The following is a 25,461-nucleotide window of genomic DNA, read 5'->3' as shown; positions in this document are numbered from 1 at the left end:
CCGAACCTCCTTATCTTTGTCTAAGATTTGGGGTTCGGTTCATTGATGATCATGCCCGATATAATATAGTCGCGAAACCGAAAGGAGCTGATCATCAATGTCTAACTGTAATAATACTACAAATTTACTTAATATTGAAGACAAAAATATTACTATTTCTGAAGATGCCATAGAAACAAAGAAAGTGAATGGTGTCGATACTAAAATAATTCATGCTAAACTCACTTATAATCCACCCAGTTCTTGCCCATGTTGTGGCATCGTTAATGATAATCACGATGTCATTAAGTACGGATTCAAACAGTGCAACATTATTTTACCTCAAATATCATCGATGAACGCTTTACTTTGTCTAAAAAAACAACGCTTTTACTGTAAACATTGTGATGCGACATTTCTAGCAAAAACAAGACTTGTCGATTATAACCGGAGCATTTCTAAGAACACATTTCTAAGTGTGTTACTTGAATTAAAAGAAAAACAATCTGTCTATGATATAAGCCGACGATATAATATTTCTCACACAACAATTCATAAATGGGTCCACTCGATTAAAGATGGATTCATCATTAACTATCATCGTCTTCCTGAACATTTGGCATTTGATGAATTCAAATCAGTTAAAGAGGTCAAAGGAAAAATGTCTTTTATTTATGCAAATTCTAAAACAGGTAAAGTGATCGATATCTTAACACATCGCCATATAAACTATCTAAAAAGCTACTTCTATCAGTATCCAAGGGAAGTTAGAGCTAAGGTTAAAACGGTATGCATCGACATGTACAAAGGCTATATTGAGCTCATAAGGCAATGCTTCCCTAATGCGATCATCATTACAGATCGCTTTCATGTCGTTCAATTAATTAATCGTTCGTTCAACAATGTACGAATACAGTGTATGAAGCTAAACAAAGACAACTTTCGTTTATCAAAAAGATATTGTAAATTGCTTTTAAAGAACTATGAAGAACTTGATCAGATTCACTGTATGGTTTTTATTATAAAATGACACAAGCACAAGTCGTTCATGAACTCCTCCGATTAGATGATGATTTAGATAAAAGCTATCATCTGATGCAAAGACTGAGAATGGCAATACGCAATCGAGATGTCACCAGTTTCAATCGATTAATTAAAAATGATTACTCTGATTATCCTAAATGTATTATCACAACAATTAAAACTTTAAGATACCACAAGGATTCTATAAATAATGCTTTAACTCATGAATATTCAAATGGAAAACTGGAAGGAACAAACAACTTAATCAAAGTTATTAAACGAATTGCTTTTGGTTATAGAAGTTTTGATAACTTTAAATCACGAATATTATTAACTTGAAGTACAATGGTACCAATAGACTAAAGACTACCACAATTTTTTTTGTGATAGCCTTCGACTAAATATCTATGATTTATGGTCCACCAATACTAAATTTCTAGAAGTTTTTAATTTCATTAATAACACCATCATTCATTTCTAAAACTCTGTCACAAAAAGATAGCATTCTTTTATCATGTGTAACCATTATAATACTAGTCTCGCTCTCCTTAGAAATCTTTTCAAGTAATTCCACTACTTGAAAAGCCTTATCACTATCTAAACTTGCAGTTGGTTCGTCAGTTAATAATATAGGAGGCTCAAGAATCAACGCTAAACCAATCGCTGCTCTTTGTCTTTCTCCACCTGAAATTTCTTCTGGATATTTGTTTTCAATATGAGAAATGGAAAGTCTTTCTAACATCTCATCGATTTTATCCCCCTTGTTCTTCATTTTTGATTGGTTAAGTTTCAATTGAAACTGTTCTTTAACCGTCAAGTAAGGCACTAGATTAGATCCTTGCAATACAAAGCCAATGGTATTAAATCTTAAACTAGAACGCTCTTTTTCGTTAAAATTATAAACATTGTTATTATTTATGTATAATTCTCCTAGGGTTGGCTTTTGAAGAGCACCAATAATTGTCAAAAGTGTTGATTTACCAGAACCTGAGGGTCCAACAATGGCGACAAACTCACCTTTATTAATTGTGATATTAGTAGGTTTAAGAACTGTGTTGACTTTATTACCATCTATAAAATCCTTTGATATGTTTTTTACTTCGATCATTGTATACCTCCTATAATGCCTCAAGCGGATCTATCTTCAAAACATTTCTAGCTGAAAATAATGTCCCTAAAAAAGAACAAACAACCGCAAATAGTGTCACAACAATGTTTAAGGGCCAGAATATTTCAACAGGCACCTTCGCCGGTAAATAATTGACAGTTACTATTGTTAACAAAAGTCCGATACTGAAACCTACAATAATCAATAGTATGGATTGATAAAGCACTGATTTCATAATATATAAATTTTGATATCCTTGTATCTTGAGAACACCAAATATTGATTTCTTCTGCATTGTCAAAATGTACATAAATATACCAATAATTATAGATGATATGGTCGCTAATGATACAATCATTAGTCCAAAAGTTAGAATTTGAGCTTGATACCCCGGAAGATTTTTAATGAAATCATCAATGTTAATATACTCCAAATCAGTATCCTTAAAATTATCTGTATACCCTGAATCATATATTAAGATTGCTGATACTCGCTCGTGCAAATTAGTGTTAGGTGATGCAACAGAAGCTATTTCTGGATCATCTTTCTCATATAATAACATGTCCTGCGTAGCCATTTTCTTACTTACGTATGCAACTGGAACTGTATTATAGTTAGAGTCTTGAGTAAATCCTACTACTTTAAACTGTCTTTTAGATTTCGCAACAATTACTGTGTCGTTTAGTTTGATATCTATCTCATTTCTTATATTTGATGATATAATAATCTCGTTTTCTGAGTTAACTGTTCTTCCTTCTATAACAGGTGCAGTTATTTTTCTACTATTAAGGTCATAACCCATGAATACTAAATCAGTAGGTGTACCTTGTTTTTCATCATTAATGTAGACTGTAGCACTAGCAACATTAATCCCATCTACAATATTGAGCGATAATTCTTCAACTTTATTCAAATCAATAGTAGAACTATAAATATTCCTATTGGCTGATTTCGATATTATAATTCCTTCCGATTTCCAGTAATCGATGGAAGTTCGATTAAGTTGTGCAAGTCCAAAAGCTAGTGATGCTAAAAAATAGACAACAAAAGCAATAAGCGCTGTAACTACAATTATCAATATAAACCTTAGTTTTTCTTTCTTAATTTCCTTTAAAGCTAAATACATTTTTTTGCCCTCCTCTACAATTTAATATCATCATTCATTACTAGCTCTAGTTTTGAAATAGCTAAGAACAATACCTCTTTCGATGTCAGAAATTCTAATTGAACAAAAAGACTATCTTTCCCATAATGTTTTTCAAAAATCATTCATAAATTTAAAATTTTTCAAGATTAATTTGTTTGATTCTAGCCCATTTTGTCAAAATATACAATAGTAATCCAAAATTCACTTTTATATTTTGAGTTTAAGTAAAGAAATTCAAATGCCATTGTTTACCAATGCTGTAAAATAATCTTGATATACGAGTAATAGTTCTTGTAAAGACATACAAATTACTACCACCAAGAAAAACATTTACCAAAATAATATGGGACTTCTTCAGGCGATCCAACCTCCCAAAATCATATTTTCTCAAATCTTAACATTTAATTTTATCAGTAATGATCTAATAAATTTTAAAAGATAATCTAAAATAATAAAACTACAATTTCTAAACATAATAGATAGAAATCAGTTTGATTTTAAAGTAATTGCTAAGTTTCAAAGGAACTCTTCTAGACTTTGTCTTTGAATACGAATTATAAATAAGTACGTAGATAGACATTCTTCGTCTGAATTTTAATCTACTCTACTATCTATTTAAAACCCTTTTTTCATTAATCAAATCAATAGTCAGAAGATAACTAACCTTTTAGAACAAATACTTTATTTCTTTTCAATAGAACCTTAGAGTAACTTTATCAATCTATAAATAATCAACTACTATAAATACGATTGTGACAACTATAAAATTCTTAATATAAGTTAGAACAATTACCTTGAAATAATACTCTTTTAGTCAATAATAGCAATGATGAAAGTAGATGTATAGTAATATACATTTTATATTTATATAAATAGTTTAATTAAGAAAAATATTCATTAAGTTATATGGAGCTGGTTATCATTGAAAGACAAGTTCATAAATACATTTACTTTATGAACATTGAAACTGTGAATGATTTTGATACAAGCGTTCATTTATCAAAATCAAGCAAGGTCATGCTTAGATTTTGATGACTTTAAAAAAGCAAAAATTACAATAAGCAATGCATACGAGATTCAACTACAATGTGTTATCTCAAGACTTCCTTCAATACAACTAATTCTGGATAAGTTAAATAAAATAGAGTAAACTATCTATATAGGAGGCATTTATATGAAACGAATTATCGTCTCGATGCGATAAATTTCGACAACGTATCGAGTACCGTCGTATTTTTATCGTATCGTAAACAATCTACTGTTACGAAAGGATAAAATAAAAATGAAAAACAATAAATTAAAATTTTGGCTTGAAGAGGAAAGTGCAAGTTTTTTAGGATGGGATTTTTCTCGTATCGACAATCGTTGGCATATGGAAGATTTACCTTGGGATTACTCAAAAATAGTAAAGAAATACCTTGATAAACGAGATAATTTATTAGATATGGGAACTGGCGACGGAGAATACTTGCTATCTTTATCACATCCATTAGATAAAACATACGTCACCGAAGGTTACCCCCCAAACTATCAACTCTGCATGAAAAAACTAGCTCCGCTTGGGATTAAAGTGCATTTTTGTGATAATGATATTTTACCATTCGATGATGATTTTTTTAACCTGATCATTAATCGTCATGAGAGCCTCAGCTTATCAGAAGTATTTAGAACACTTAAACCTGGTGGTTACTTTGTTACACAACAAGTGGGGGCAATGAATAATTATCAATTAGCAGAGTTTATTCTAGATACACCTCATGTAGTAGATGTAGTGAATACATTAGCTTACAATCTAGATCTTGCTAAAAAGATTGGATTTACTATGATAGAACGTGATGAAGCATATGCATCACTAAAATTTTTCGATATCGGTGCTCTTGTTTATTATGCTAAGATCATTCAATGGGAATTTCCTGGTTTCTCAGTTAGGAAGCATTTTGAGAAGCTAAACGAATTGGATATTAAGCTTAAAACCAATGGCTTTGTTGATACTATTGAACATCGATATCTAATCGTTTTAATGAAACCTTTATAAGTAGTTTTAACCAAATGACTAGTTATATTGAGTTATAATTTTTGACATCACTTAATCTATTTATCACACTATTCTAAAATAAACATCAAAAAAGTCCACTAAATAGTGGACTTTCGTTTTTTTACATAGCCAAAGTGTTACTACTCCCACTCAATCGTCGCGACTGGCTTAGGAGAAAGATCGTAAAGTACGCGGTTGACGTTGTCGACTTCTGAAAGAATGCGGTCTACGATCTTTCCGAGTACTTCGTATTCGATGGGTTCGATGGATGCGGTCATGGCATCGACGGTGTTGACTGCACGTAGAATAATTGGATATTCGTAGGTGCGGTGACCATCAGTGACACCGACTGATTTGAATTCTGGAATGACAGTGAAGTATTGCCATACTTTTTTATCGAGTCCTGCTTTCGCAAATTCTTCGTGGAGGATTGCGTCGGCTTCACGGACTGCGTGGAGACGTTCGCGGGTAATTGCGCCGAGTGTTCTAACACCAAGTCCTGGTCCTGGGAATGGTTGTCTATAAACCATGCTTTCAGGGAGTCCGAGGGCAACACCACATTCTCTAACTTCGTCTTTGAAGAGTTGTGCCATCGGTTCGATGAGTTTGAATTGCATATCTTCGGGTAAACCACCGACGTTATGGTGTGATTTGACGCCTTTTGATGTTTTGGTTCCACTTTCGATGACATCAGAGTAAATGGTTCCTTGAGCAAGATAATCAATACCATTGAGTTTGCTTGCTTCTTCGTCGAATACTTTGATGAATTCGTTTCCAATGATTTTACGTTTCTTTTCTGGGTCTGCTTCGCCTTCAAGTTTTGTTAGGAAGCGTTCGCTAGCATCAACATAGACTAAGTTTTCTGCTAAATCTTTTCCAAATACTTCAACCACTGTTTCTGATTCGTTTTTACGCATTAAACCGTGGTTAACATGAACACAGACTAATTGTTTGCCGATGGCTTTGATTAATAATGCAGCAACGACTGAGGAGTCTACCCCTCCTGATAGTGCAAGTAAGACTTTCTTATCTTGAACTTCATCTTGAATTCGTTTGACTTCTGCTTCGATAAAGTTTTGTGCGTTCCAAGTTGGATTTGCTTTACAAGTGTCAAAGACAAAGTCTTTTAGAATTTCTTCACTTGGAATTTCATCATAGGTTACGCTTGCCTTAGTTTCTGGATAGTCAATTGAGATGATTGGAATATTTAGTGCGTAAAGGGCATCATCGATGACAACGTTATTCCCATCTACGTTACGATTCATCCCACCATTTAAAATAATTCCTTTAACAGTATCTTTTGCAAGTAATTCCTCTTTGGTAATATCATGAGGCAAGACTTCACTATAAACACCTTGTTTTCTTACGAAACGTGCGATATCTGCATTTTCTGTACTTCCTAGATCAATTACAACAATTGTATCTTGTTTCATTAATTCTCTCCTATCCTTTATAGTTTGGTGCATCTTTTACATTATCAACATCATGAGGATGACTTTCTGTTAAGCCATTCCCTGTGATTTTTACAAATTGAGCTTTGGCGTGCATTTCCGCAATACTTGCACAACCACAATATCCCATTCCTGAACGGACACCACCCATCATTTGATAGACAACATCACGAATTGTTCCTTTGTAAGGGACTGTGGCTTCAATTCCTTCAGGAACTAGTTTATTCAATTCTGAAACGCCACCTTGGAAGTAACGATCACTGGATCCACGTTTCATAGCACTTAGTGACCCCATTCCAACGTATGCTTTTACTTTTTTACCAAATACTTCAATGACTTCACCAGGAGTTTCTTCACTTCCAGCAAGTAATCCACCCAACATGACACAGTCTGCTCCTGCTGCAAGAGCTTTAGCGATATCACCTGAAAGCTTAATTCCACCATCAGCAATAACACCGACTTTATATTGTTTAGCAACTTGATAGACATCATTAACAGCTGTTAATTGAGGAACACCAACACCTGAAACAACACGTGTTGTACAGATCGAACCTGGCCCAACACCGACTTTAATGACATTGGCTCCAGCATAAATTAAGTCTGTTGCTGCTTGTGCAGTAACAACATTACCACCCACGATATCTAAGTCAGGGAATTCTGCACGAATCATCTTCACAGTATCTAAGACACCTTGTGAGTGACCATGAGCACTATCTACCGCAACAATGTCAACGCCAGCCGCTACTAACGCTCCAACACGCTCTAAACTTGCTTGACCAACCCCAACAGCTGCACCAACAACAAGTTTACCTTCAGCATTAACACTCGCATTGGTAAATTCATCTTCAATGATTGCTTCTTTAACTTTCGCAATCATTCCTGCTTGATCTTCAATCGGCATATTTTTATGAACAAAACCCATTCCACCAAGTTTTGCTAACATAATTGCCATTTCTGATTCCGTCACTGTATCCATCGCTGCAGAAACTAAAGGAATATTCAACGTGATTTTTTCAGTTAATCTCGTCTTTAATTCTACCTCTGCTGGCACAACTTGTGACATTGCAGGCACTAACAATAAATCATCAAATGTGTATGCTTCTTTTACTACCTTACCGTTCATCATAATCTGTTCCTCCTAAATCTTATGCTATATTATACAGAATTATACCAACAATTTCCATTGTTTTGGTCGTTTTTTTCAGTAAACACTTACATTTAAAGGTTTAATTCGTAATTTAATGATTCCCACAAGTCTCATGCCTTTTATTTGTGATTAAGAGGATTTATTTTAACTTGCAATTCTGTAATATATTCATCAACTTTAGATGTTGAGTGATTATCCACGATGTATAACTCAATCGGATTATCAATGGCCTCTAAATTGTGGTCTTCAAGATAAGCCAGTAGTCTGTTCCATGCTGATGGTAATTTATCATAAGATCCATAAACCGCCATGCAAACATAAGTCCCTTGTTCAATAATACTATTATGCACATCCTCATCACTCAAAAAGAAAACAGAACTAAAGGTTCCATACCCTTTTTTCGCAATCTCATCTAAGGGTATGATTGCGCCCGTTTCCTCTCGACCAATCATATAGAGGTCATTATCAGTATTTTGAATATTCTTAAGAACAAAATCAACTTCTTCATCATGATACAAATTATCACTAAATTGAATGATATATCGCTTATCGATGTCCTTAATTATAGGCGTATCCGATAACTGTAAATCTTTTTTCTTCTCAATCTTATCAATGCGTTGTTCTAGGATATCTTTCAAAGTTTCTAATCGTTTAATTTTTTGATAAATGATTTCAATCTCATTTTTAAATAAGGAGTGCGTATCATTTAAGTCAAAATCAAGTAAATGATGCTTAATATCTTCAAAAGAAAACCCAAGAGAACGCAACTCTTTTAATACATTTAAGCGACGAATATCTTCAACACTATACATACGATAATTATTTGCCTCACGCTTGGGATGGAGAATTCCAATCTCTTCATAGTACCTTAACGAGTCAACACCGATACCATATGCCTTTGATATTTCACCTATTTTGTATCTTTTTTCATCTTTCATGTGTTTCCTCCTTTACTCTAGTATGGTACTATGGTTTATAATCTTAAGCAAGGAGTGTTAAAATGACAGTTTTAAATCAAAAGAACGTTAAATTTGAGTTCTTTAAATTAGCGATTCCTTCCGTCATTTCCATGTGGGTTTACACTTTATACACCATGGTTGATGGAATGTTTGTCGCAAAAGGTGTCGGTGAAACAGCGCTTGCAGCCGTTAATATCTCAATGCCTTTAATCAATATTGCTTTTGGTATTAGTATTCTATGGGCTGTTGGAGCCAGTACTAGAGCCTCAATTTTCAAAGGAAAAAATGATAAAGAAAATGCAAATAGAGTCTTTACAATTAGTACGATTACCGTATTTGTTTTAGGATTAATCTTTACCTTCGTAACATTTACAAATCTTGATTTCTTTGCAAAACTTTTAGGGTCAAGCCCTGAAACCCATCACTACGTGAAGGATTATTTATCAGTTATTGTTTTATTTTTCCCATTTTATATGACAGCTTATAACTTAGAAGTTCTTATTAAAGCCGATGGTTTTCCAAAGAAAGCTGTGACAGCCGTCTTAACTGGAGCTTTTACAAATATAATTTTAGATTATTTATTTGTGATTCGTTTTGGTTATGGCATTAAGGGTGCCGCAGCAGCTACCGGACTATCTCAACTTATTACATTTGGAATATTCTTTAGTCATTATTTAATCAATAAAAATGGTTTCACTTTTATTAAAGTAAAATTAAGACTTAGTGAGATCTTATCGATGGCGAAAATCGGGATTGCGGATAGTTTAACAGAATCATCGGTCGCTTCCATTACTTTCCTATTTAATCATGTCTTACTAACGAATATCGGTAACGATGGCATCGTCATCCATACCGTGATTACTTATGTTTATCAACTCGTTTTAATGACAATGTTAGGGTTAAATCAAGGAATGCAACCCTTGGTCAGTTATTATTATGGAAAAGAAGATTCCAAATCCTACAAGTACATTCTTAGAGTCGCTCTTATTTCGGCAGGGATCGCTTCATTGATTGCATTTCTGATCGCGATGATTCTACCAGCCCCTATTATTAGCATGTTTATCAGTCCAGATAACCTTGATTTATTTAACCATGCAATTTATGCATTTAGACTCTTTGCCTTCTCATATTTACCATTAGGCTTCGTTATTATCTTTTATGGTTATTTTACGGCAACAGAATCCATTAACCGAGCTATTAGTATTTCTTTAGCACGAGGTCTCATCTTTGTTCTGATATCCTTAGCTATTATGCCTAAGTTATTCGGTGAACCTGGTATTTGGTTATCCCTTCTTTTATCAGAATCACTTTCACTGATATTCGCACTCACTCTGTTTAAACAAGCCAAAGTCAGTGAAACAGTTCACCAATACGAAAACCAATGGAGTCAGTAAACTCCGATCTAAATGATGCTTACCATACAGCATCATTTTTTTATACCATAAATGCTAGTTTTCATGACAATTCCATCCACGAGAAAGTTTCCTAGAATTATAATTAAAGTGCAACAAAACAAGCACACATATACTGATAAAAATGGAGGATTACATCATGAAAATTGGAATTATTTTAGCAAGTATCCGAGAAGGACGAAATGGTGAAGCCGTCGCAAAGTGGACTTTTGACTTTGCCCAAAAACGCCAAGATGGCAACACATATGAAATTGTTGACTTAAAAGACTACGATTTACCTTTATTAGGAACATCACCAAGCAATGATCAAGCTAAATTTATACAAGCTTGGTCTGAGAAAATCGCATCATTTGACGGCTATATTTTTGTAACACCAGAATATAATCGTTCAATTCCAGGCGCATTTAAAAACGCTTTAGACTATTTACAACCAGAATTACACAATAAACCTGTTGGGTTTGTTGCCTATGGTGGTTTAGGTGGTCTTGCAGCAATTCAAGCTTATCGTACCAGCCTTGCTGAACAAGAAGTCGCCACTGTTAGAACTATGGTTACATTTTCATTAATGACAGACTTTGAAAATATGAGTGATTTTAAACCTCAAACTTACCATGACCATAATATGAATCAAATGATGGATCAGGTAACTCGATGGGCAAAAGCGCTAAAAACAATTCGCTAAACAAAAAAGGAGCTTAAGCTCCTTTTTTTTAATCTGTAATCGCCCATTCAGGAATTTCATTCCCACGACGTACTAATATACTTTTTTGATAATCTGTCTGATTGATAAATAGTAATATTTCTGTTTCTTCTTCCGGAGTGCATCCCCAAAGTAATTTAACTTCAAGATCACGCTTTAAGATATCGGCAACAACCAAAACCGCATCAACTTTGGAACGTTTATCACTGCCTTTAAAGACTTTAATCGCATCCGTATCTTCTAGGTAACCATAGTTAACAGGATACACCATATTAATATATTTTGAATGACGGGATCCTTTTTCTTGAGAAATAACAACATTCGTTGATAGAATTAACGAATCAATTTTCTGCCAAAAGTATCCATTATTTAGTAATTTGTCCATATCTGCCCTTACCTCTCTCAAGTATTATACATCTTGTTTCAAATAATGTAAATAGTTTCATGACGTAAAGGATTCAGATGACTAATCTCTCATTATTCTCATTGCATTTAGAACAGCTAATAAACTAACACCAACATCCGCAATGACTGCTTGCCACATTTTAGCCATTCCCAAGCTTCCTAATAATAAGACTGAAACTTTTATCAAAAGAATGAAAATAATATTCATCCATGTAATTTTTTGAGTACGTTTTGAAATATCAATCGCCTCTATTATTTGTAGTGGTTGATCATTAACAAGCACAACATCAGAATATTCAATGGCTAAATCGTTACCAATTTGACCCATTGAGAATCCAACATCACTCATCCCAAGAACTGCCGCGTCATTCATGCCATCGCCAACATAAGCTAATGAGCCTGTCATTTCATTTTTTAAACGTGTAAATTCATTCACCTTATCATCTGGGAGTAAACCTCCAAGCGCAAGATCAATGCCAGCTTTTTGAGCTGTTTCATCGACAACCTCTTGGCGATCACCACTCAACACAACCGTTTTGATATTACGGTCATGCAGTGCTTTAATTAGGGCAATACTATCATCTCTTAATTCGTCTTCAAGATATAAAGCACCTAGTACTTGTGAATCACACAAAACAACAACCGATGTCTTATTATTCTTATAAACATCCACATCATACCCTTGTGCTTCAAGCTCTTTTAGTGAACCCACAAAGACATCTTTTCCTTCATACTGTGCGGTAATCCCTTTTCCAAACACTTCATTTAAATTCGTTACTTTGCTTTGCTCAATCACACCATCATAGTGATCAACGATTGCTTTTCCGATTGGATGATTTGAAAACGATTCAAGATGAGCGGCAATCTCAAGAATCTTATCATCGCCAACAACCTCTGTTACTTGCATTTTTCCTTGGGTTAATGTTCCTGTTTTATCAAAGACAACCCCCGTAATTGCTGACATTGCTTCAATTGACTCGCCACCCTTTATTAAGATACCTGAGCGACTGGCTCGACCAATCCCTGCAAAATATCCCAAAGGAATTGAGAGAACAAGGGCACATGGACAACTGATAACTAAGAAAACAAGACCACGATAGAGTCCAGAATATAAATCTTGACTCAAAAATCCTACCACAATCATAATAATCAATGATAATGCAAACACAATTGGAGTATAGACCTTCGAAAATTTAGTCATAAAAATTTCTGTTTCTGCCTTGTTTTGTGATGAATTTTCGATCAGATCTAACATTTTGGTAATGGTTGAATTTGAGTAACTTGCCGTAACTTCTAACTCAATTGGAGCCGCTACGTTTAAACTACCTGATAAAACCTCTTGTCCTAAGTCAACATTAACAGGTACCGATTCGCCAGTTAAAGAAGACATATCTAGGCTTGTTTGACCTTTAATAATTACGCCATCAAGTGGAACTTGATCAGAAGGTAATATACGAATAACATCACTCACATTAATCTCTTCACAGGCAACGACTTCTTCAACACCATCCCTTAAACGTCGAGCAAACTCAGGACGTTTATCAAGCAATGCTTTGATTGAAGCACGTGAATCATCCACGGCTTTATGTTGGTAATACTCACCAATGCTATAAAAGACCATAACACCTAACGCTTCTGAATATTCTCTAATGAATAAAGCACCAATGGTTGCGACAGACATTAAGACAGTCTCATCGAAATAGTTACCATTTTTGATACTATTCCATGCACCTTTTAAAACGGGAAAACCGACTAGAAAATAGGCAGCAACAATCAATGCATTCAGCCAAATCGATTCCCCTAGAAGTAATCGTAAACCAATCAATATGACGCCTAAATAAATAAAACGACTCATTGGCGCATGCTCATGATCATGGTCGTGTTCATGGTTCTTTGTTCCTTCTAAACGAACTCCAATTGGATCAATCTTATGAACTGTCGATGTAATATCTGCAAGAAAGTCCTCAGTAATGTCTGTTTCCTCATTCATTTCTAAGATAGCCTTACCTAAAACAACATCAACCCGTGCCTGTTTTACATCAGTTCTCTTCCCAAGTTCATCTTGAATCTTACCTGCACAATCGGCACAAGTTAAGCCTTCCAAATCAAATTTAATTTCTTTAATCTTTTCCATCTTTTTATATACCCCTTTATTCTCTAACGTGTTCCAATGCTTGCATAAAGATTTGCATAACGTGATCATCACTTAATGAATAGTAAATATTTCGTCCAACTCGCCTAGTTTTGACTAAATTTAATTTACGTAACGATGACAATTGATGTGATATAGCCGACTGCGTCATATCAAGCGTCAACCTTAAGTCATCAACACGGATGGCACCTTGAGCTAAAACAGTAAAAATACGTAAACGTGTTGGATCAGAAAACATTTTAAATAGTTCTGATAAATCATGATATTCTTCCTCATCCAGAAGAAAGTCTTTTAATGAATCGATATCTTCCATAGTCCCTCCAATACATGAGTGGTTGTTCATGTATTCATATTGTAGTCCTTTTCGCTACCCTTTGCAAGTCATTATGACTTTTACTCCCAAAAAAAAGATGCTTGTCGCATCTTTAATATTTTTCGAGAGTCAACGCAATCGCTTCGCCTACACTATCAACCACTTGATTCGCATATTTTTTGACCGCATCGACACCATTACTCATCACAAAACTAGTATAATCAACCAACATCGGGGCATCATTATGCGCATCACCCACCGTATAAACTTGATCTTTAGTGTATCCAAGGTGATCAAGAATATGTTGAATACCGGTTGATTTGCTAACATCTCTACAACCAATGTCAACTGCACTCGTATTAGGATAAGCTTCTATACCATAATCGTTATACATTTCATTGATTTTACTCGCAACTTGATAGGCATGCTCATCAGATTTACTGCGTACATACATTGCTTTAAATCCTCTTACTTTCAACTCATCAAGTGTGCTTAACTTAATATTAAATTCTGTTTCATTGTCTTCAGCATCAACATGAACCCTAGACATCCCATATCCATCATTAACGCCATAATATAGGACCCGTTCATCTTGAAGTGTCTCCATGACAGCTTCCGCAACATTTTGAGATAACTCACTAACAAACAATTCTTCATGATCCTTCGTTAAAACAACACCACCATTAATTCCAACAACAAAATCATAAGGAATATTATGCTTGTTGATTTCGAATAATATAGAATCAATCGTTCTCCCAGTCACAATTCCAAATTTATGCCCTTCTTCCCTAAAACGCTGAATCATTCCTAAATCATAATCTGTAATTTCTCTATTTTTATACAAGGTCCCATCATAATCACTCGCAAAAAGCTTCATTAAATCTATTTTCCTCTTTTCTTATCTCTTAAATAGTCAACCATACTCATACCAGCAACACAACCATCACCGACAGCTTTCGCAATTTGTTGTACTCCAGGCACACAATCCCCAGCAGCAAATAACCCTGGAATATTACTCATCATTTTCTGATCAACCACCACTTTATTTCCCTCAACTTGAACCCCAAGTTTTTGAGCAAGATCACTGCTGCTTGCAGTTCCTACTGCTACAAATAAGCCATCAAGTTCCAGTTTACTACCATCTCTAAATTCAATACCTTCTAAGTGTTCATCACCGTATACAGCTTTTAACCGATCTGTAATAATTTTAATACCACTTGGAAATTCACCTTCAAGTTCTTGACCATCTGTTAATAACATAACATGATCACTGATTGCTTCTAAGACCTTAATTTCACTTTCAGCATATTTACCAGCCCCAAGTACCGCCAAATGTTTACCTTTAAAAAAGAAGGCATCACAGACTGCACAATACGAAATTCCTTTTCCTTCATAATTTCTAATTCGACGGATTCTGGGAATATTTCGATGCGCTCCTGTTGCCATTAACACTGTTTGGGCATGAAAAGTCCCCGAAGTACTTTCAACAATAAATCCATCCTCATAACTAATCGAAGTTACTTCATCTTCTAGGACTTCAATATCTAATGCCAGTGCATGTTCAATTCCTTGTTGAATTAAATTAATGCCACTCACTCCAGGAAAGCCATAAAAATTATCAATTTTATGAGCCATTTCACTAGCCCCAATATCTTTGCCAATAACAATCGGATCGACTCCACCACGTTTTAGGTAAATAGCCGCTTGAACGCCTGCCGGTCCTTTACCTATTATTAAAGCTTCAACTTTTCTCATGTTTCACCTCTATACCATTTATTAATTATAGACTATCACCTCGGCTACTTCAAGATGAAGCAAACGTTGTAATAAATCACAATAAACTTTATATAAAATATACAATAGATAAATATCGCATAATTTTAGACGAAATATTTATTTTTTTACGACAAAACCATTGATTTTTAGTCTCAAAGCGTTATAATTTACTAGTAAACGCTCCGTTAGCTCAGTAGGTAGAGCAACTGACTCTTAATCAGTGGGTCCACGGTTCGATCCCGTGACGGAGCACCAATATAAATTGATCTGAAAGCCTCTATTAATTTACGCTTTCAGTTTTTTTATACCTATTCCTACTTTTCACTAACAACGTCGGATGTTTCTTTTAGCTTACTGAGAAATGTTAATAACCGCTTTAATATGATACAATGTAATTAAATAATTTGAGGAGGATATCATGAAAAAATTGTTGATTTTGTTGTGTACTATCTTTGTTTTAACATCATGCAGTAGTAACGAATCAAAGGCTTCCGAAATAATTGAGAAATATGAAGGAATGACATTCATATCCGAAACAGAAGTTCCTGAAAAAATAAAGGAAACAAGTCTGGTATCACAAGACCATATGCGCTTTAGTATAATAAAAATTGGACCAAATGAAAAAATACATGAAACAACATTCTATGGAGTATATTCTAATGAGGAAATCTATACTTTTGACTATTATGCAAATTCAGACGGTGTCTATACAAACGAATTTGATACTTCAAACAAATATGATGATTACAACAAAATAGATAATTCAAATGCTTTTTATTTAGCCAGTGACTTAACAAACAATAAAATGCTACATGGCTTTGATTATGTTTATTGGTTTACGGGTGAAGAAGATAAGGTAGAACTTCATCTATCCGAAATACATAATCTCTTGAGTGACATTCGTCAAATGGAAGCCTATCCTGCTATAGAAATCACCGACAAGCTTTCAAAAATAAACTTTGAAATGCAAGAATCAGATATTTCATATAAACCGTTAGATGATACGGAATCATATGAAGTTTTGATTGAAAAACTTTTAAACGCAAAAGTAAAAGAAAATTAATTATTAATTTTTTATGACCATTGATTGATACCAATTAAAAAATTGATTTTAATTTGAGTTCGTATAGATTCGTGAATATAGTCGATGCCTGCTTAAGATTAGTATTCTTAGGTTAAAACGAGCTTTACCCATACTTCTTGACGTTAACAAAAGGACAAGTAAGACTTTCTCTCTATATTAATAAATATAAAAGTCAGCTTTTATCGTGTGATAGAAGCTGACTTTTGTATTATTTAAGAGACCAAGTTACTGTGATAGTTTGAGCTATACTGATATCATCCGGTGATGTTTGTAGAAAGTCTTCTTGCATCGTCCTAAGCATATTTGGATAATGTTCATCATGCTCAACAATTTCAATGATTTCATGTAGTTTACAATCTGATTCTAAGGCTAAAACCTTAGCCTTTGCCTTCGCATCTTTCAATGCCAATATTAATGCTTCTTCGACTTGCGTCTCAAGCTTACTGCTATAGTATTGGATTGAAAAATTTAGATCTTCACTCATTTCCATTGATTCAAGAAGATTTGTTAAGCGATCCAAATCAACTTTATCACGATAAACAAATCTCTGTGATACTCTAAACCGCTTGGGTAATTCATCATGTGCCATCAACACTTGCACATTCATTGCACTTGTCTTTAAATAGTCACTTTTAAAACCTAGGTCACTCAAACTCCTAATTAATGACAAATGATCTTTACGTAAACTTTTAAGAGCTTCTCCATACAACGGATTTTCATATGCCAACTCAAACTTCAATTCCATCGAATCTGGACGAGCAAATATTTGTGAACTTCCTTTTACTTTAATTGTTCTCATTGTTTACCTCCAAAGTAAAAAAGCCTCAAACGAGGCTTTAATTATTTTTTAATGTTGAAGAATGTGTCCATTCCTGAGTATTTTGCTGATGTTTCTAATTCATCTTCAATACGTAGTAATTGATTGTATTTTGCCATACGATCTGTTCTACTCATTGAACCTGTTTTGATTTGACCAGCATTGAATGCTACAGCGATGTCAGCAATACTTGAGTCTTCTGTTTCTCCTGAACGGTGTGAAACTACTGAAGTATAACCAGCACGTTTTGCCATTTCCATAGCATCAAATGTTTCAGTAATTGTACCGATTTGGTTAATTTTGATAAGAATTGAGTTAGCAATTCCTTTTTCAATTCCTTTTTTCAAGAATGTTGGGTTTGTAACGAACAAGTCATCACCAACAATTTGAATTTTATCGCCTAAACGATCTGTTAATGTTTTCCAACCATCCCAGTCGTTTTCTGCCAATCCATCTTCGATTGATACGATTGGATATTTTTCAACAAAGTCTTCAAACATATCGATCATTTGGTCAACTGTTAATTCTTCGCCTGAGCTCTTTGACAAGACATAAACACCTTTGTCTGCATCATAGAATTCACTAGCTGCAACGTCCATTGCTAAGACAATGTCTTTTCCTGGTACATATCCAGCACGTTTGATTGCTTCAACGATTACTTCTAGTGGCTCTTCGTTACTTGCTAAGTTTGGAGCGAATCCACCTTCATCACCAACAGCTGTAACATGTCCTTTTTCTTTCAATACATCTTTTAATGCATGGAAAGTTTCAGCACCCATACGTAATGCTTCTTTGATTGATTTTGCACTAACTGGCATAATCATGTATTCTTGGAAATCAACTGATGAGTCAGCGTGTGATCCACCATTGATAACGTTCATCATTGGAACAGGTAATTCTTTCGCATTGAATCCACCTAAGTATTTGTATAATGGCATACCTTGGTAGTCAGCTGCTGCACGAGCACAAGCTAATGAAACACCTAAGATTGCGTTAGCACCTAAGTTTGATTTGAAATCTGTTCCATCAAGTTTGATCATTGCTTCGTCAATTAATGTTTGTTCTGTTACATCGTAACCTAACAATGCATCAGCAATAACATTGTTAACATTTTCAACTGCTTTTAAAACACCTTTTCCACCGAAACGATCTTTATCACCGTCACGTAATTCTAAAGCTTCACGCTCACCTGTTGATGCTCCACTAGGAACGATTGCACGTCCGAAAGCACCTGAATCTGTACGTACTTCAACTTCAACTGTTGGGTTACCACGTGAGTCAATAACTTCACGTCCGTAAATATCAATAATAAATGGCATTTAAATATCCTCCTTATTTGTTTTATTTAATTGCGTCAATAATTTCTTTAAATGAATCAACTTCTAATGATGCTCCACCAATGAGTGCACCATCGATATCAGCTTGTGACATATACTCTTCAATGTTATTTGGTTTTACTGAACCACCGTATTGAATACGAACTGCTTCAGCAACATCATTTCCAAATAAGTTACGAACTTCATCACGAACTAAAGCACATGTATTTTGTGCAATTTCAACGGTTGCACTCTTACCTGTACCAATAGCCCATACTGGTTCATAAGCAATGACAAGATTTTTAACATCGTCTGCATTCAAACCACTTAAGCATCCTGAAACTTGTTTACGAACAACACTTTCTGTCTTATCCGCTTCAAATTCATACAATGTTTCACCAACACAAACAATTGGAATCATACCATTTTCAATGGCAACAGCTGCTTTTTTGTTGATGTCTTTATCTGTTTCATTAAAGTATTGACGTCTCTCTGAGTGTCCTAAAACAACCCACTTAACGCCCAATTCATTTAACATACCTGCTGAAATTTCACCAGTGTATGCACCGTTTGCTTCAAAATGCATATTTTGAGCTGCAACGTGTAATTTTGTTGAGTTATCAACACATGTTCCCAATGTTGTAAAAGGAACAGCAACACCAAAGTCTGCTTTATCTGTTACATGTGCATCAACACCCTCAAAGAATGCTTTTGCTTCTGCATTGGTCTTATTCATTTTCCAGTTTCCAAAAATAATTGGTTTTCTCATATTTTACTTGTCCTGGATTATAGCTATACCAGGCAACTCCTTCCCTTCCATAAACTCTAAGCTAGCTCCGCCACCTGTAGAGATGTGCGAAATTTGATCTTTAAATCCAAGTTGGATTGCTGCTGCAGCAGAATCACCACCACCAATAACGCTTAAGACATCAGGCACTTCTGTAATAGCTTTACAGATACCTTTTGTACCATTTGCGAAGGCTTCGAATTCAAAGACTCCCATTGGACCATTCCAAACAACTGTTTTTGCACCTTCCAATTCTTTTTTGAAAAGTTCAATTGTCTTAGGTCCAATATCTAGACCCATATAGTCACTAGGAATTTCTGTTGAGTTAACAACGATTGCTTCTGCATCAGGTGCAAACTCTTTTGCAACAACTGTATCAATTGGCAAAATAAGTTTTCCATCCGCTTTTTCAAGGATAGCCTTAGCTACTTCAATACGGTCTTCTTCTAATAAAGAAGTCCCAATCTCATAACCTTGAGCTTTAAAGAATGTATAAGCCATTCCTCCACCAACAATAACTTTATCAGCAACTTCCAATAAGTTTTCGATAACATTAATTTTATCGCTAACTTTTGCCCCACCTAGAATTGCGACAAACGGTCTTTTTGGTGAGTAAATCGCTTCACCTAAGAACTTAACTTCTTTTTCTACTAAGAAACCAAGTGCTGAAGGTAAGAATTGAGCGATCCCTACAGTTGAAGCATGAGAACGGTGAACCGTACCGAATGCATCACTGACAAATAATTCACCCAAACTTGCCCAGTAACGTGCTAAGTTTTCATCATTTTTTGTTTCACCAATTTCATAACGAGTATTTTCCATCAAGACGATATCGCCATCGTTCAATGAATTTACTGCTTCCTCTAATTCGTTTCCACGTGTTGCTCCAACAAAGGTAATCTTTGTATCAGGCAATAACTCTTGTAAACGTTTAGCAACTGGTGCTAGTGTGTTTTTAGCTTTATCTGCTTCTGTTTTTTCAGCATCTTTATGATTGATTTTACCCAAATGCGACATAAGGACAATCTTCGCATTATTTTCAATGAGATACTTAATTGTTGGTAAAGCACCCATAATACGATTATCATCAGTAATGACGCCATCATTTAATGGAACGTTGAAGTCAACACGAACAATTACGCGTTTTCCAGCAACATCCAAATCACTGACAGTTCTTTTAGCCATAATTTCCTCCTTATTTACGCCCTTCATTATATCAAATAACCTTAGACTTCACAATGAAAACCATGAACTAGTCGACGAATTCACATAAAAAAAGCAGGTTTTACATTACTGTATAGCCTGCTTGTGCAATTGCTTGCTTTGCAACATAAAGTGCATCATTGTCACCTTCAATTGCAACACTTTTATTTTTTAAATTAATCTCATAGTCTAATCGTGTATTATCTAATTCATTTGCGATACGATCTACACATTTTTGACACGACATATCTCTAACAAATATTATTCGTTTCATCTTAACACCCTCCACTTACATTTTAATCGAAACACGTTTTAAACGCAACGCATTCAACACAACAGAGATTGAAGAAAATGCCATTGCAGCCCCTGCAATCATTGGATTTAGGAAAGGTCCATTGAATAACACATGGAATAATCCAGCAGCAAATGGGATCCCAATTACGTTATAAGCAAAAGCCCAAAATAAGTTTTGCTTGATCGTTGATAGTGTTTTTTCAGACAATTTCAACGCAAAGACTAAAGATTCTAGATCATCTTTAATTAATACAATATCCGCTGAATCTAAGGCCACATCCGATCCTTCAGCAACAGCAACACCAACATCAGCTCGTGTTAATGCAACCGCATCATTTACACCATCACCTACCATCAGTACCTTAGAATCTTTTTGGAATTTTTCAACCCATTGTGATTTCTCATCGGGTAAGACTTCCGCAATAACCTCATCAATATTTAATTCATCCGCAATCGCTTGAGCTGTCAAGTGATTATCACCGGTCAACATCACAACTTTTTTACCCATTTTATGGAGTTGTTGAATTGTTTGTTTTGACTCATCTTTGATGACATCAGCGATACCAATCACACCAACAACCTGATTATCTAAAGCAACATATACAACCGTTTGTCCTTTCGATGACCAGTTATTAAATTCTTGATCAAACACACTCACTTCGATCGCTTGTTCATTCATTAATTTACGATTACCGATATAGATTTCTTGATTATCAGCATTCGCTTTAACCCCACGACCAAACAACGCTTCAAAATTTTGTACATCGTATTTTTTACTATCATTAAGCACCATTGCTTTTGATAAAGGATGTTCTGACATCGATTCTACTGAGGAAACCAAATCAAGAATATAGTCTTTATCTTTTGGAATCTTCGTATTCACAACACTTAAATTACCTTGAGTCAGGGTACCAGTCTTATCAAAAATCACAGTATCAATCTTTGATGCAGTTTCTAATGCAGTTGCCGATTTATAAAAGACACCATTTTCTGCACCACGACCTGTCCCTACCATAATGGCAGTCGGTGTTGCAAGCCCTAAAGCACATGGACAAGCAATCACAAGGATAGAGATAAAGATTGTTAATGACAATTCAAGATCTTTTGTAAATACGAACCAAAGAATAAACGAGACAATTGCAATGACAAAAACAATGGGAACAAAGACAGCTGAGACCTCATCCGCTAACCGAGCTATGGGAGCTTTATCATTTTGAGCATCTTCAACCATTTTTATAATTTGTGATAATTTCGATTCTGATTGAAGTTTTGTCACTTCAATTTGAATGGTACCACTTGTATTGCTGGTTCCAAGACTGACTTCATCATCTACGGTCTTATCAACCGGCAAACTTTCACCACTTAACATCGATTCATCAATACTTGTATTTCCAAAGACGACCTTCGCATCGGCTGGAATATTCATGCCTGGTTTAACCAAGAGAATATCTCCTAATTTTATCTGAGATAAAGGAATTATTTTTTTCACGCCATCTTCAAGTAAAATAGCATCGTCTGGTTGTAATGCCAACAATGAAGCAAGTGATGATTTGGTTTGCTCTTTACTTTTATCCTCTAAATAATTCCCAAGTTTAATTAACGCTAGGATAACCACTGCACTTTCAAAATACAAGTGATGAATAAATTCAACATTTCCACCAATAATTTGGATTAATCCATATGCTGAATAAATAATGGCAGCACTCGTTCCTACCGCAACTAAAGAATCCATATTCGGATAACGTTTCGCTAGTGCTTTAAATCCCCGCTTGAAAATATCACGATTCAAGACCAACACCGGTATCGTTAAAACGACTTGAATTAATGCATTACGAAGTGGATACCAGTCCGCCCTTACAAAATCAGGTAAAAACATCGGACTAATCATCGGAGCCATCGTAAAATAGACCATGACTGCAGCAATAATGAGTGACAATTTCATTGATTTAGAATCTAAAGTTGATTCTTGAGCAAAACTAGGACTATATCCAATCTCTTTAATCATGCCAAATATTGTCTGTTCATTGATTTTATTTGGATCATAATTCAAGCTTACATCTTTCTCTAATAAATTAATCTCGAGATTACTGATGCCATCCTGATTTCCGATATAGGATTCAATCGATGAAACACAAGAAGCACATGTCATATCCTCAACATGAAATTTCAATCCTTTTTGTGTACTTAATGCATACCCTGCATCCTGGACAACGTCAATCAGGTTTGATTCTTCAACATCATCCTCAACCTTTAGACTCGCCGTATTCATCATTAAATTCACAGACACATCTTTCACACCCTCAACACCCTCAAGTGCTTTTTGAACATGACTTTGGCATGAAGCACAGGTCATTCCTTCAACATTAAATTTTATCTCTCTCATCATCTTCACCTATCCTATCATTTTATGCATTAATTTTATAACTTCATCAATTTTTTCTTGACCATTACCTTCTTCAAAGGCTTCAATAACACAATGTTCCATATGTTGTTTCAATAAAGAATCATTCGCTTTTTTTAATAAAGCGATGGTTGCTAAGACCTGATACGACACATCAATACAATAACGATCATCTTCCATCATTTTCATAACCGCATTCATTTGACCTTGAGCATTTTTCAGTGCTTTCATAGCTTCATCTTTTCTCATACTACCCTCTCCTATGGGGGTATAGTATCATGACCGTTTACATTTGTCAACGTTATTGAGCAAATAAAAAAACCGCCGAAGCGGTCTTATTGATTAATAGCTGTATCTAAAGCGATTTCCATCATCTTTGTAAACGATGTTTGTCTTTCTTCTGCACTTGTAATTTCCTCTGTTACAAATGAATCTGAAATAGTTAAAATACAAGCAGCTTGTTTATGCAACTTACGAGCATTCGCAAACAACGCAAACGATTCCATCTCAACACATAGAACACCATGATTGTCTCTTAGATCATGATAACTGACACCTGTTCCACGATAGAAGACATCACTACTATGGATACGTCCTACAATAACAGGAACATCCAACTTTTTTGCACTTTCTAATAAAGCTTCATTTAATTCTTTACTTGGAAGCAAAACATCTTCCTCATAATCAAATGCTACTTTCGCAAATGAAGATTCACTATATGCTGAGTCAGCAAGCACGACATCATAAACATTTGCTTTTTCTGAGTATGACCCTGCTGAGCCAATACGAATAATACTTTCAACGCCATACACTGTATAAAGTTCATATGAGTAAATACCGATACTTGGCATTCCCATCCCAGATCCCATTACGGACACTTTCTCACCTTTATATAATCCTGTATAGCCAAACATATTTCTAACTGTATTAAATTCAGTGACATCCTCCAAGAACGTTTCTGCAATAAATTTAGCACGAAGTGGATCACCTGGCATTAAAACAACCTTAGCGATTTCTCCAACTTGAGCATTAATATGTGGTGTTGACATTATATTCCTCCTTCACTGATAAAATTATATCATACAATTACTATATTACATTAAAGACACCAGTAAACCAAGATTTATATCTTAATCTTATTCATTATATAATTCTCAAGCGGTTCATAACCAAGTCGCTCATAGATTGAGGCCGCTTGAGGGTTATTATAAAACAAAACCGCTTGCTTTCCTCTCTTGTAATAATCATCACTCATCTTTTTAACAACTCGACTTGCAAAACCTTTGTTTCGGTAATCAGGATGTGTTGCTACACCAACAACCATGACACTAAAGTCAGTTTCAGCCACTGCACTTGCAATTGCAACCAATTGATTATCATAAAACATACCATAACTCATCCGATTTCCTTTAAAGAGATCGTCTTCAACTTGCTTAAGGCTACGATTAGACAAGCCAAAACATAAGTTTTCCAAATCCACTATTGCTGTTGAATGGTTTTCATTCAACACAAACACTTCATCATCGTTCTTAAAGTCACTTTTAGGAGTATAAACAGACATGATAGTTTTTCTTTTCTCTAAAATCAGTGAATCAATCCTGCCATCTAAATGATTCATTGTTTTCTCTGTACAATTAAAGAAAGCATACTTGTTCAACTGAATTAATTCTTTTAATTGAATAATAATTGCTTGATTCATTTCATGAATAACACCATGAATTGAATCATCTAAATAGGTAAATATTACTGCAACTAATTCTTTATCCTTAAAAAAACCATAGAATGTTTGTTTCATTTCATCAAAACCAAAGGCATCCAAATCACCTAATAAAAATAAATTAGCATGAGGTTCTATATTTAAAAACCTTCTTAGTTCTTTTTCATCATGTTTATCTAGTTTTCTCATTTGAAACCTCCTCTTTAATCTTATTATAAGCATAATAAAAAAAAAC

The 25,461-nt window shown here is 34.8% G+C and carries 25 protein-coding genes and 1 tRNA gene; 7 read left to right on the top strand and 19 right to left on the bottom strand.

The window, feature by feature from the left end; all coding sequences use genetic code 11:
• Positions 1-97 precede the first annotated feature (97 nt).
• Positions 98-1,009, top strand: coding sequence for an ISL3 family transposase (locus tag GVV10_RS07870; protein ID WP_159521402.1), 912 nt, complete (start codon positions 98-100; stop codon positions 1,007-1,009).
• On the top strand, positions 1,006-1,341 hold the full coding sequence (locus tag GVV10_RS07865; protein WP_159521400.1) for a transposase: 336 nt from the start codon (positions 1,006-1,008) through the stop codon (positions 1,339-1,341). Before GVV10_RS07870 ends, GVV10_RS07865 begins: the two co-directional genes overlap by 4 nt.
• A 97-nt stretch (positions 1,342-1,438) precedes the next feature.
• Here the strand turns inward: GVV10_RS07865 and GVV10_RS07860 are convergent, their stop codons facing one another.
• Complete coding sequence (locus tag GVV10_RS07860) at positions 1,439-2,110, bottom strand: ABC transporter ATP-binding protein (RefSeq protein ID WP_159521398.1); 672 nt, start codon at positions 2,108-2,110, stop codon at positions 1,439-1,441.
• Positions 2,111-2,120: 10 nt separating this feature from the next.
• Entirely contained in the window at positions 2,121-3,236 is a 1,116-nt protein-coding gene (locus tag GVV10_RS07855) for an ABC transporter permease (RefSeq protein ID WP_159521396.1), read from the bottom strand.
• A 1,303-nt stretch (positions 3,237-4,539) separates the two neighbouring features.
• Between GVV10_RS07855 and GVV10_RS07850 the strand changes: the two genes are divergently transcribed.
• On the top strand, positions 4,540-5,292 hold the full coding sequence (locus GVV10_RS07850) for a class I SAM-dependent methyltransferase (protein ID WP_159521394.1): 753 nt from the start codon (positions 4,540-4,542) through the stop codon (positions 5,290-5,292).
• Between the two features lie 140 nt (positions 5,293-5,432).
• Here GVV10_RS07850 and guaA read toward each other — a convergent pair whose 3' ends face one another.
• The 3 genes from guaA to GVV10_RS07835 form a co-directional block, all read right to left on the bottom strand.
• The gene (gene guaA / locus GVV10_RS07845; RefSeq protein ID WP_159521392.1) at positions 5,433-6,725 is read right to left on the bottom strand and encodes a glutamine-hydrolyzing GMP synthase; all 1,293 of its coding nucleotides are present in this window, start codon (positions 6,723-6,725) and stop codon (positions 5,433-5,435) included.
• Positions 6,726-6,735: 10 nt separating this feature from the next.
• Complete coding sequence (guaB, locus tag GVV10_RS07840; RefSeq protein ID WP_159521390.1) at positions 6,736-7,869, bottom strand: IMP dehydrogenase; 1,134 nt, start codon at positions 7,867-7,869, stop codon at positions 6,736-6,738.
• A 140-nt stretch (positions 7,870-8,009) separates the two neighbouring features.
• A complete protein-coding gene (locus GVV10_RS07835; RefSeq protein ID WP_159521388.1) occupies positions 8,010-8,828 on the bottom strand; it encodes a MerR family transcriptional regulator in 819 nt (272 codons plus the stop codon).
• 62 nt (positions 8,829-8,890) lie between these two features.
• Here GVV10_RS07835 and GVV10_RS07830 point away from each other — a divergent pair, with 62 nt between their 5' ends.
• Positions 8,891-10,243 (top strand): MATE family efflux transporter, encoded by a 1,353-nt coding sequence (locus GVV10_RS07830; RefSeq protein WP_159521386.1) that lies wholly within the window; start codon positions 8,891-8,893, stop codon positions 10,241-10,243.
• A gap of 157 nt (positions 10,244-10,400) precedes the next feature.
• The gene (locus GVV10_RS07825) at positions 10,401-10,943 is read left to right on the top strand and encodes an NADPH-dependent FMN reductase (RefSeq protein ID WP_201290022.1); all 543 of its coding nucleotides are present in this window, start codon (positions 10,401-10,403) and stop codon (positions 10,941-10,943) included.
• 28 nt (positions 10,944-10,971) lie between these two features.
• Here GVV10_RS07825 and GVV10_RS07820 read toward each other — a convergent pair whose 3' ends face one another.
• The 5 genes from GVV10_RS07820 to GVV10_RS07800 form a co-directional block, all read right to left on the bottom strand.
• Complete coding sequence (locus tag GVV10_RS07820) at positions 10,972-11,346, bottom strand: Inorganic pyrophosphatase (protein WP_159521384.1); 375 nt, start codon at positions 11,344-11,346, stop codon at positions 10,972-10,974.
• 81 nt (positions 11,347-11,427) lie between these two features.
• Positions 11,428-13,500, bottom strand: coding sequence for a heavy metal translocating P-type ATPase (locus GVV10_RS07815; protein WP_159521382.1), 2,073 nt, complete (start codon positions 13,498-13,500; stop codon positions 11,428-11,430).
• A gap of 16 nt (positions 13,501-13,516) precedes the next feature.
• Positions 13,517-13,831: an ArsR/SmtB family transcription factor gene (locus tag GVV10_RS07810; RefSeq protein ID WP_236261884.1), complete on the bottom strand. Its 315-nt coding sequence runs from the start codon at positions 13,829-13,831 to the stop codon at positions 13,517-13,519.
• 112 nt (positions 13,832-13,943) lie between these two features.
• Entirely contained in the window at positions 13,944-14,708 is a 765-nt protein-coding gene (locus GVV10_RS07805; RefSeq protein WP_159521378.1) for an HAD family hydrolase, read from the bottom strand.
• A 5-nt stretch (positions 14,709-14,713) separates the two neighbouring features.
• Positions 14,714-15,586, bottom strand: coding sequence for an NAD(P)/FAD-dependent oxidoreductase (locus tag GVV10_RS07800; protein WP_159521376.1), 873 nt, complete (start codon positions 15,584-15,586; stop codon positions 14,714-14,716).
• A 200-nt stretch (positions 15,587-15,786) separates the two neighbouring features.
• On the opposite strand from GVV10_RS07800, the gene GVV10_RS07795 reads away from it, so the two are divergent.
• Together GVV10_RS07795 and GVV10_RS07790 are read left to right on the top strand one after the other, a co-directional pair.
• Positions 15,787-15,862 (top strand) — tRNA-Lys (locus tag GVV10_RS07795).
• 163 nt (positions 15,863-16,025) lie between these two features.
• Positions 16,026-16,670 (top strand): hypothetical protein, encoded by a 645-nt coding sequence (locus GVV10_RS07790; RefSeq protein ID WP_159521374.1) that lies wholly within the window; start codon positions 16,026-16,028, stop codon positions 16,668-16,670.
• A 229-nt stretch (positions 16,671-16,899) separates the two neighbouring features.
• On the opposite strand, the gene GVV10_RS07785 is transcribed toward GVV10_RS07790, so the two are convergent.
• From GVV10_RS07785 to GVV10_RS07745, 9 genes are all read right to left on the bottom strand, one after another.
• On the bottom strand, positions 16,900-17,490 hold the full coding sequence (locus GVV10_RS07785) for an SIMPL domain-containing protein (RefSeq protein WP_159521372.1): 591 nt from the start codon (positions 17,488-17,490) through the stop codon (positions 16,900-16,902).
• Between the two features lie 41 nt (positions 17,491-17,531).
• Complete coding sequence (eno, locus tag GVV10_RS07780; protein ID WP_159521370.1) at positions 17,532-18,827, bottom strand: phosphopyruvate hydratase; 1,296 nt, start codon at positions 18,825-18,827, stop codon at positions 17,532-17,534.
• A 22-nt stretch (positions 18,828-18,849) separates the two neighbouring features.
• A complete protein-coding gene (gene tpiA, locus GVV10_RS07775; protein WP_159521368.1) occupies positions 18,850-19,593 on the bottom strand; it encodes a triose-phosphate isomerase in 744 nt (247 codons plus the stop codon).
• Positions 19,594-19,596: 3 nt separating this feature from the next.
• The gene (locus tag GVV10_RS07770; protein WP_159521366.1) at positions 19,597-20,796 is read right to left on the bottom strand and encodes a phosphoglycerate kinase; all 1,200 of its coding nucleotides are present in this window, start codon (positions 20,794-20,796) and stop codon (positions 19,597-19,599) included.
• A 100-nt stretch (positions 20,797-20,896) separates the two neighbouring features.
• Positions 20,897-21,088: a heavy-metal-associated domain-containing protein gene (locus GVV10_RS07765; protein WP_159521364.1), complete on the bottom strand. Its 192-nt coding sequence runs from the start codon at positions 21,086-21,088 to the stop codon at positions 20,897-20,899.
• 15 nt (positions 21,089-21,103) lie between these two features.
• Positions 21,104-23,491 carry a heavy metal translocating P-type ATPase gene (locus GVV10_RS07760; RefSeq protein WP_159521362.1) on the bottom strand — a complete coding sequence of 796 codons (2,388 nt, stop codon included), beginning with the start codon at positions 23,489-23,491 and terminating at the stop codon, positions 21,104-21,106.
• A 9-nt stretch (positions 23,492-23,500) separates the two neighbouring features.
• A complete protein-coding gene (locus tag GVV10_RS07755; RefSeq protein WP_159521360.1) occupies positions 23,501-23,758 on the bottom strand; it encodes a metal-sensing transcriptional repressor in 258 nt (85 codons plus the stop codon).
• Between the two features lie 86 nt (positions 23,759-23,844).
• The gene (deoD, locus tag GVV10_RS07750) at positions 23,845-24,558 is read right to left on the bottom strand and encodes a purine-nucleoside phosphorylase (protein ID WP_159521350.1); all 714 of its coding nucleotides are present in this window, start codon (positions 24,556-24,558) and stop codon (positions 23,845-23,847) included.
• Positions 24,559-24,632: 74 nt separating this feature from the next.
• Positions 24,633-25,415, bottom strand: a complete 783-nt coding sequence (locus GVV10_RS07745; protein WP_159521348.1) for a GNAT family N-acetyltransferase — start codon at positions 25,413-25,415, stop codon at positions 24,633-24,635.
• Between the last annotated feature and the right edge of the window lie 46 nt (positions 25,416-25,461).

The sequence above is a fragment of the Erysipelothrix urinaevulpis genome (assembly GCF_009828835.1).
GTDB lineage: Bacteria > Bacillota_I > Bacilli_A > Erysipelotrichales > Erysipelotrichaceae > Erysipelothrix > Erysipelothrix urinaevulpis.
This window is presented reverse-complemented; position numbering and strand designations above follow the sequence as displayed.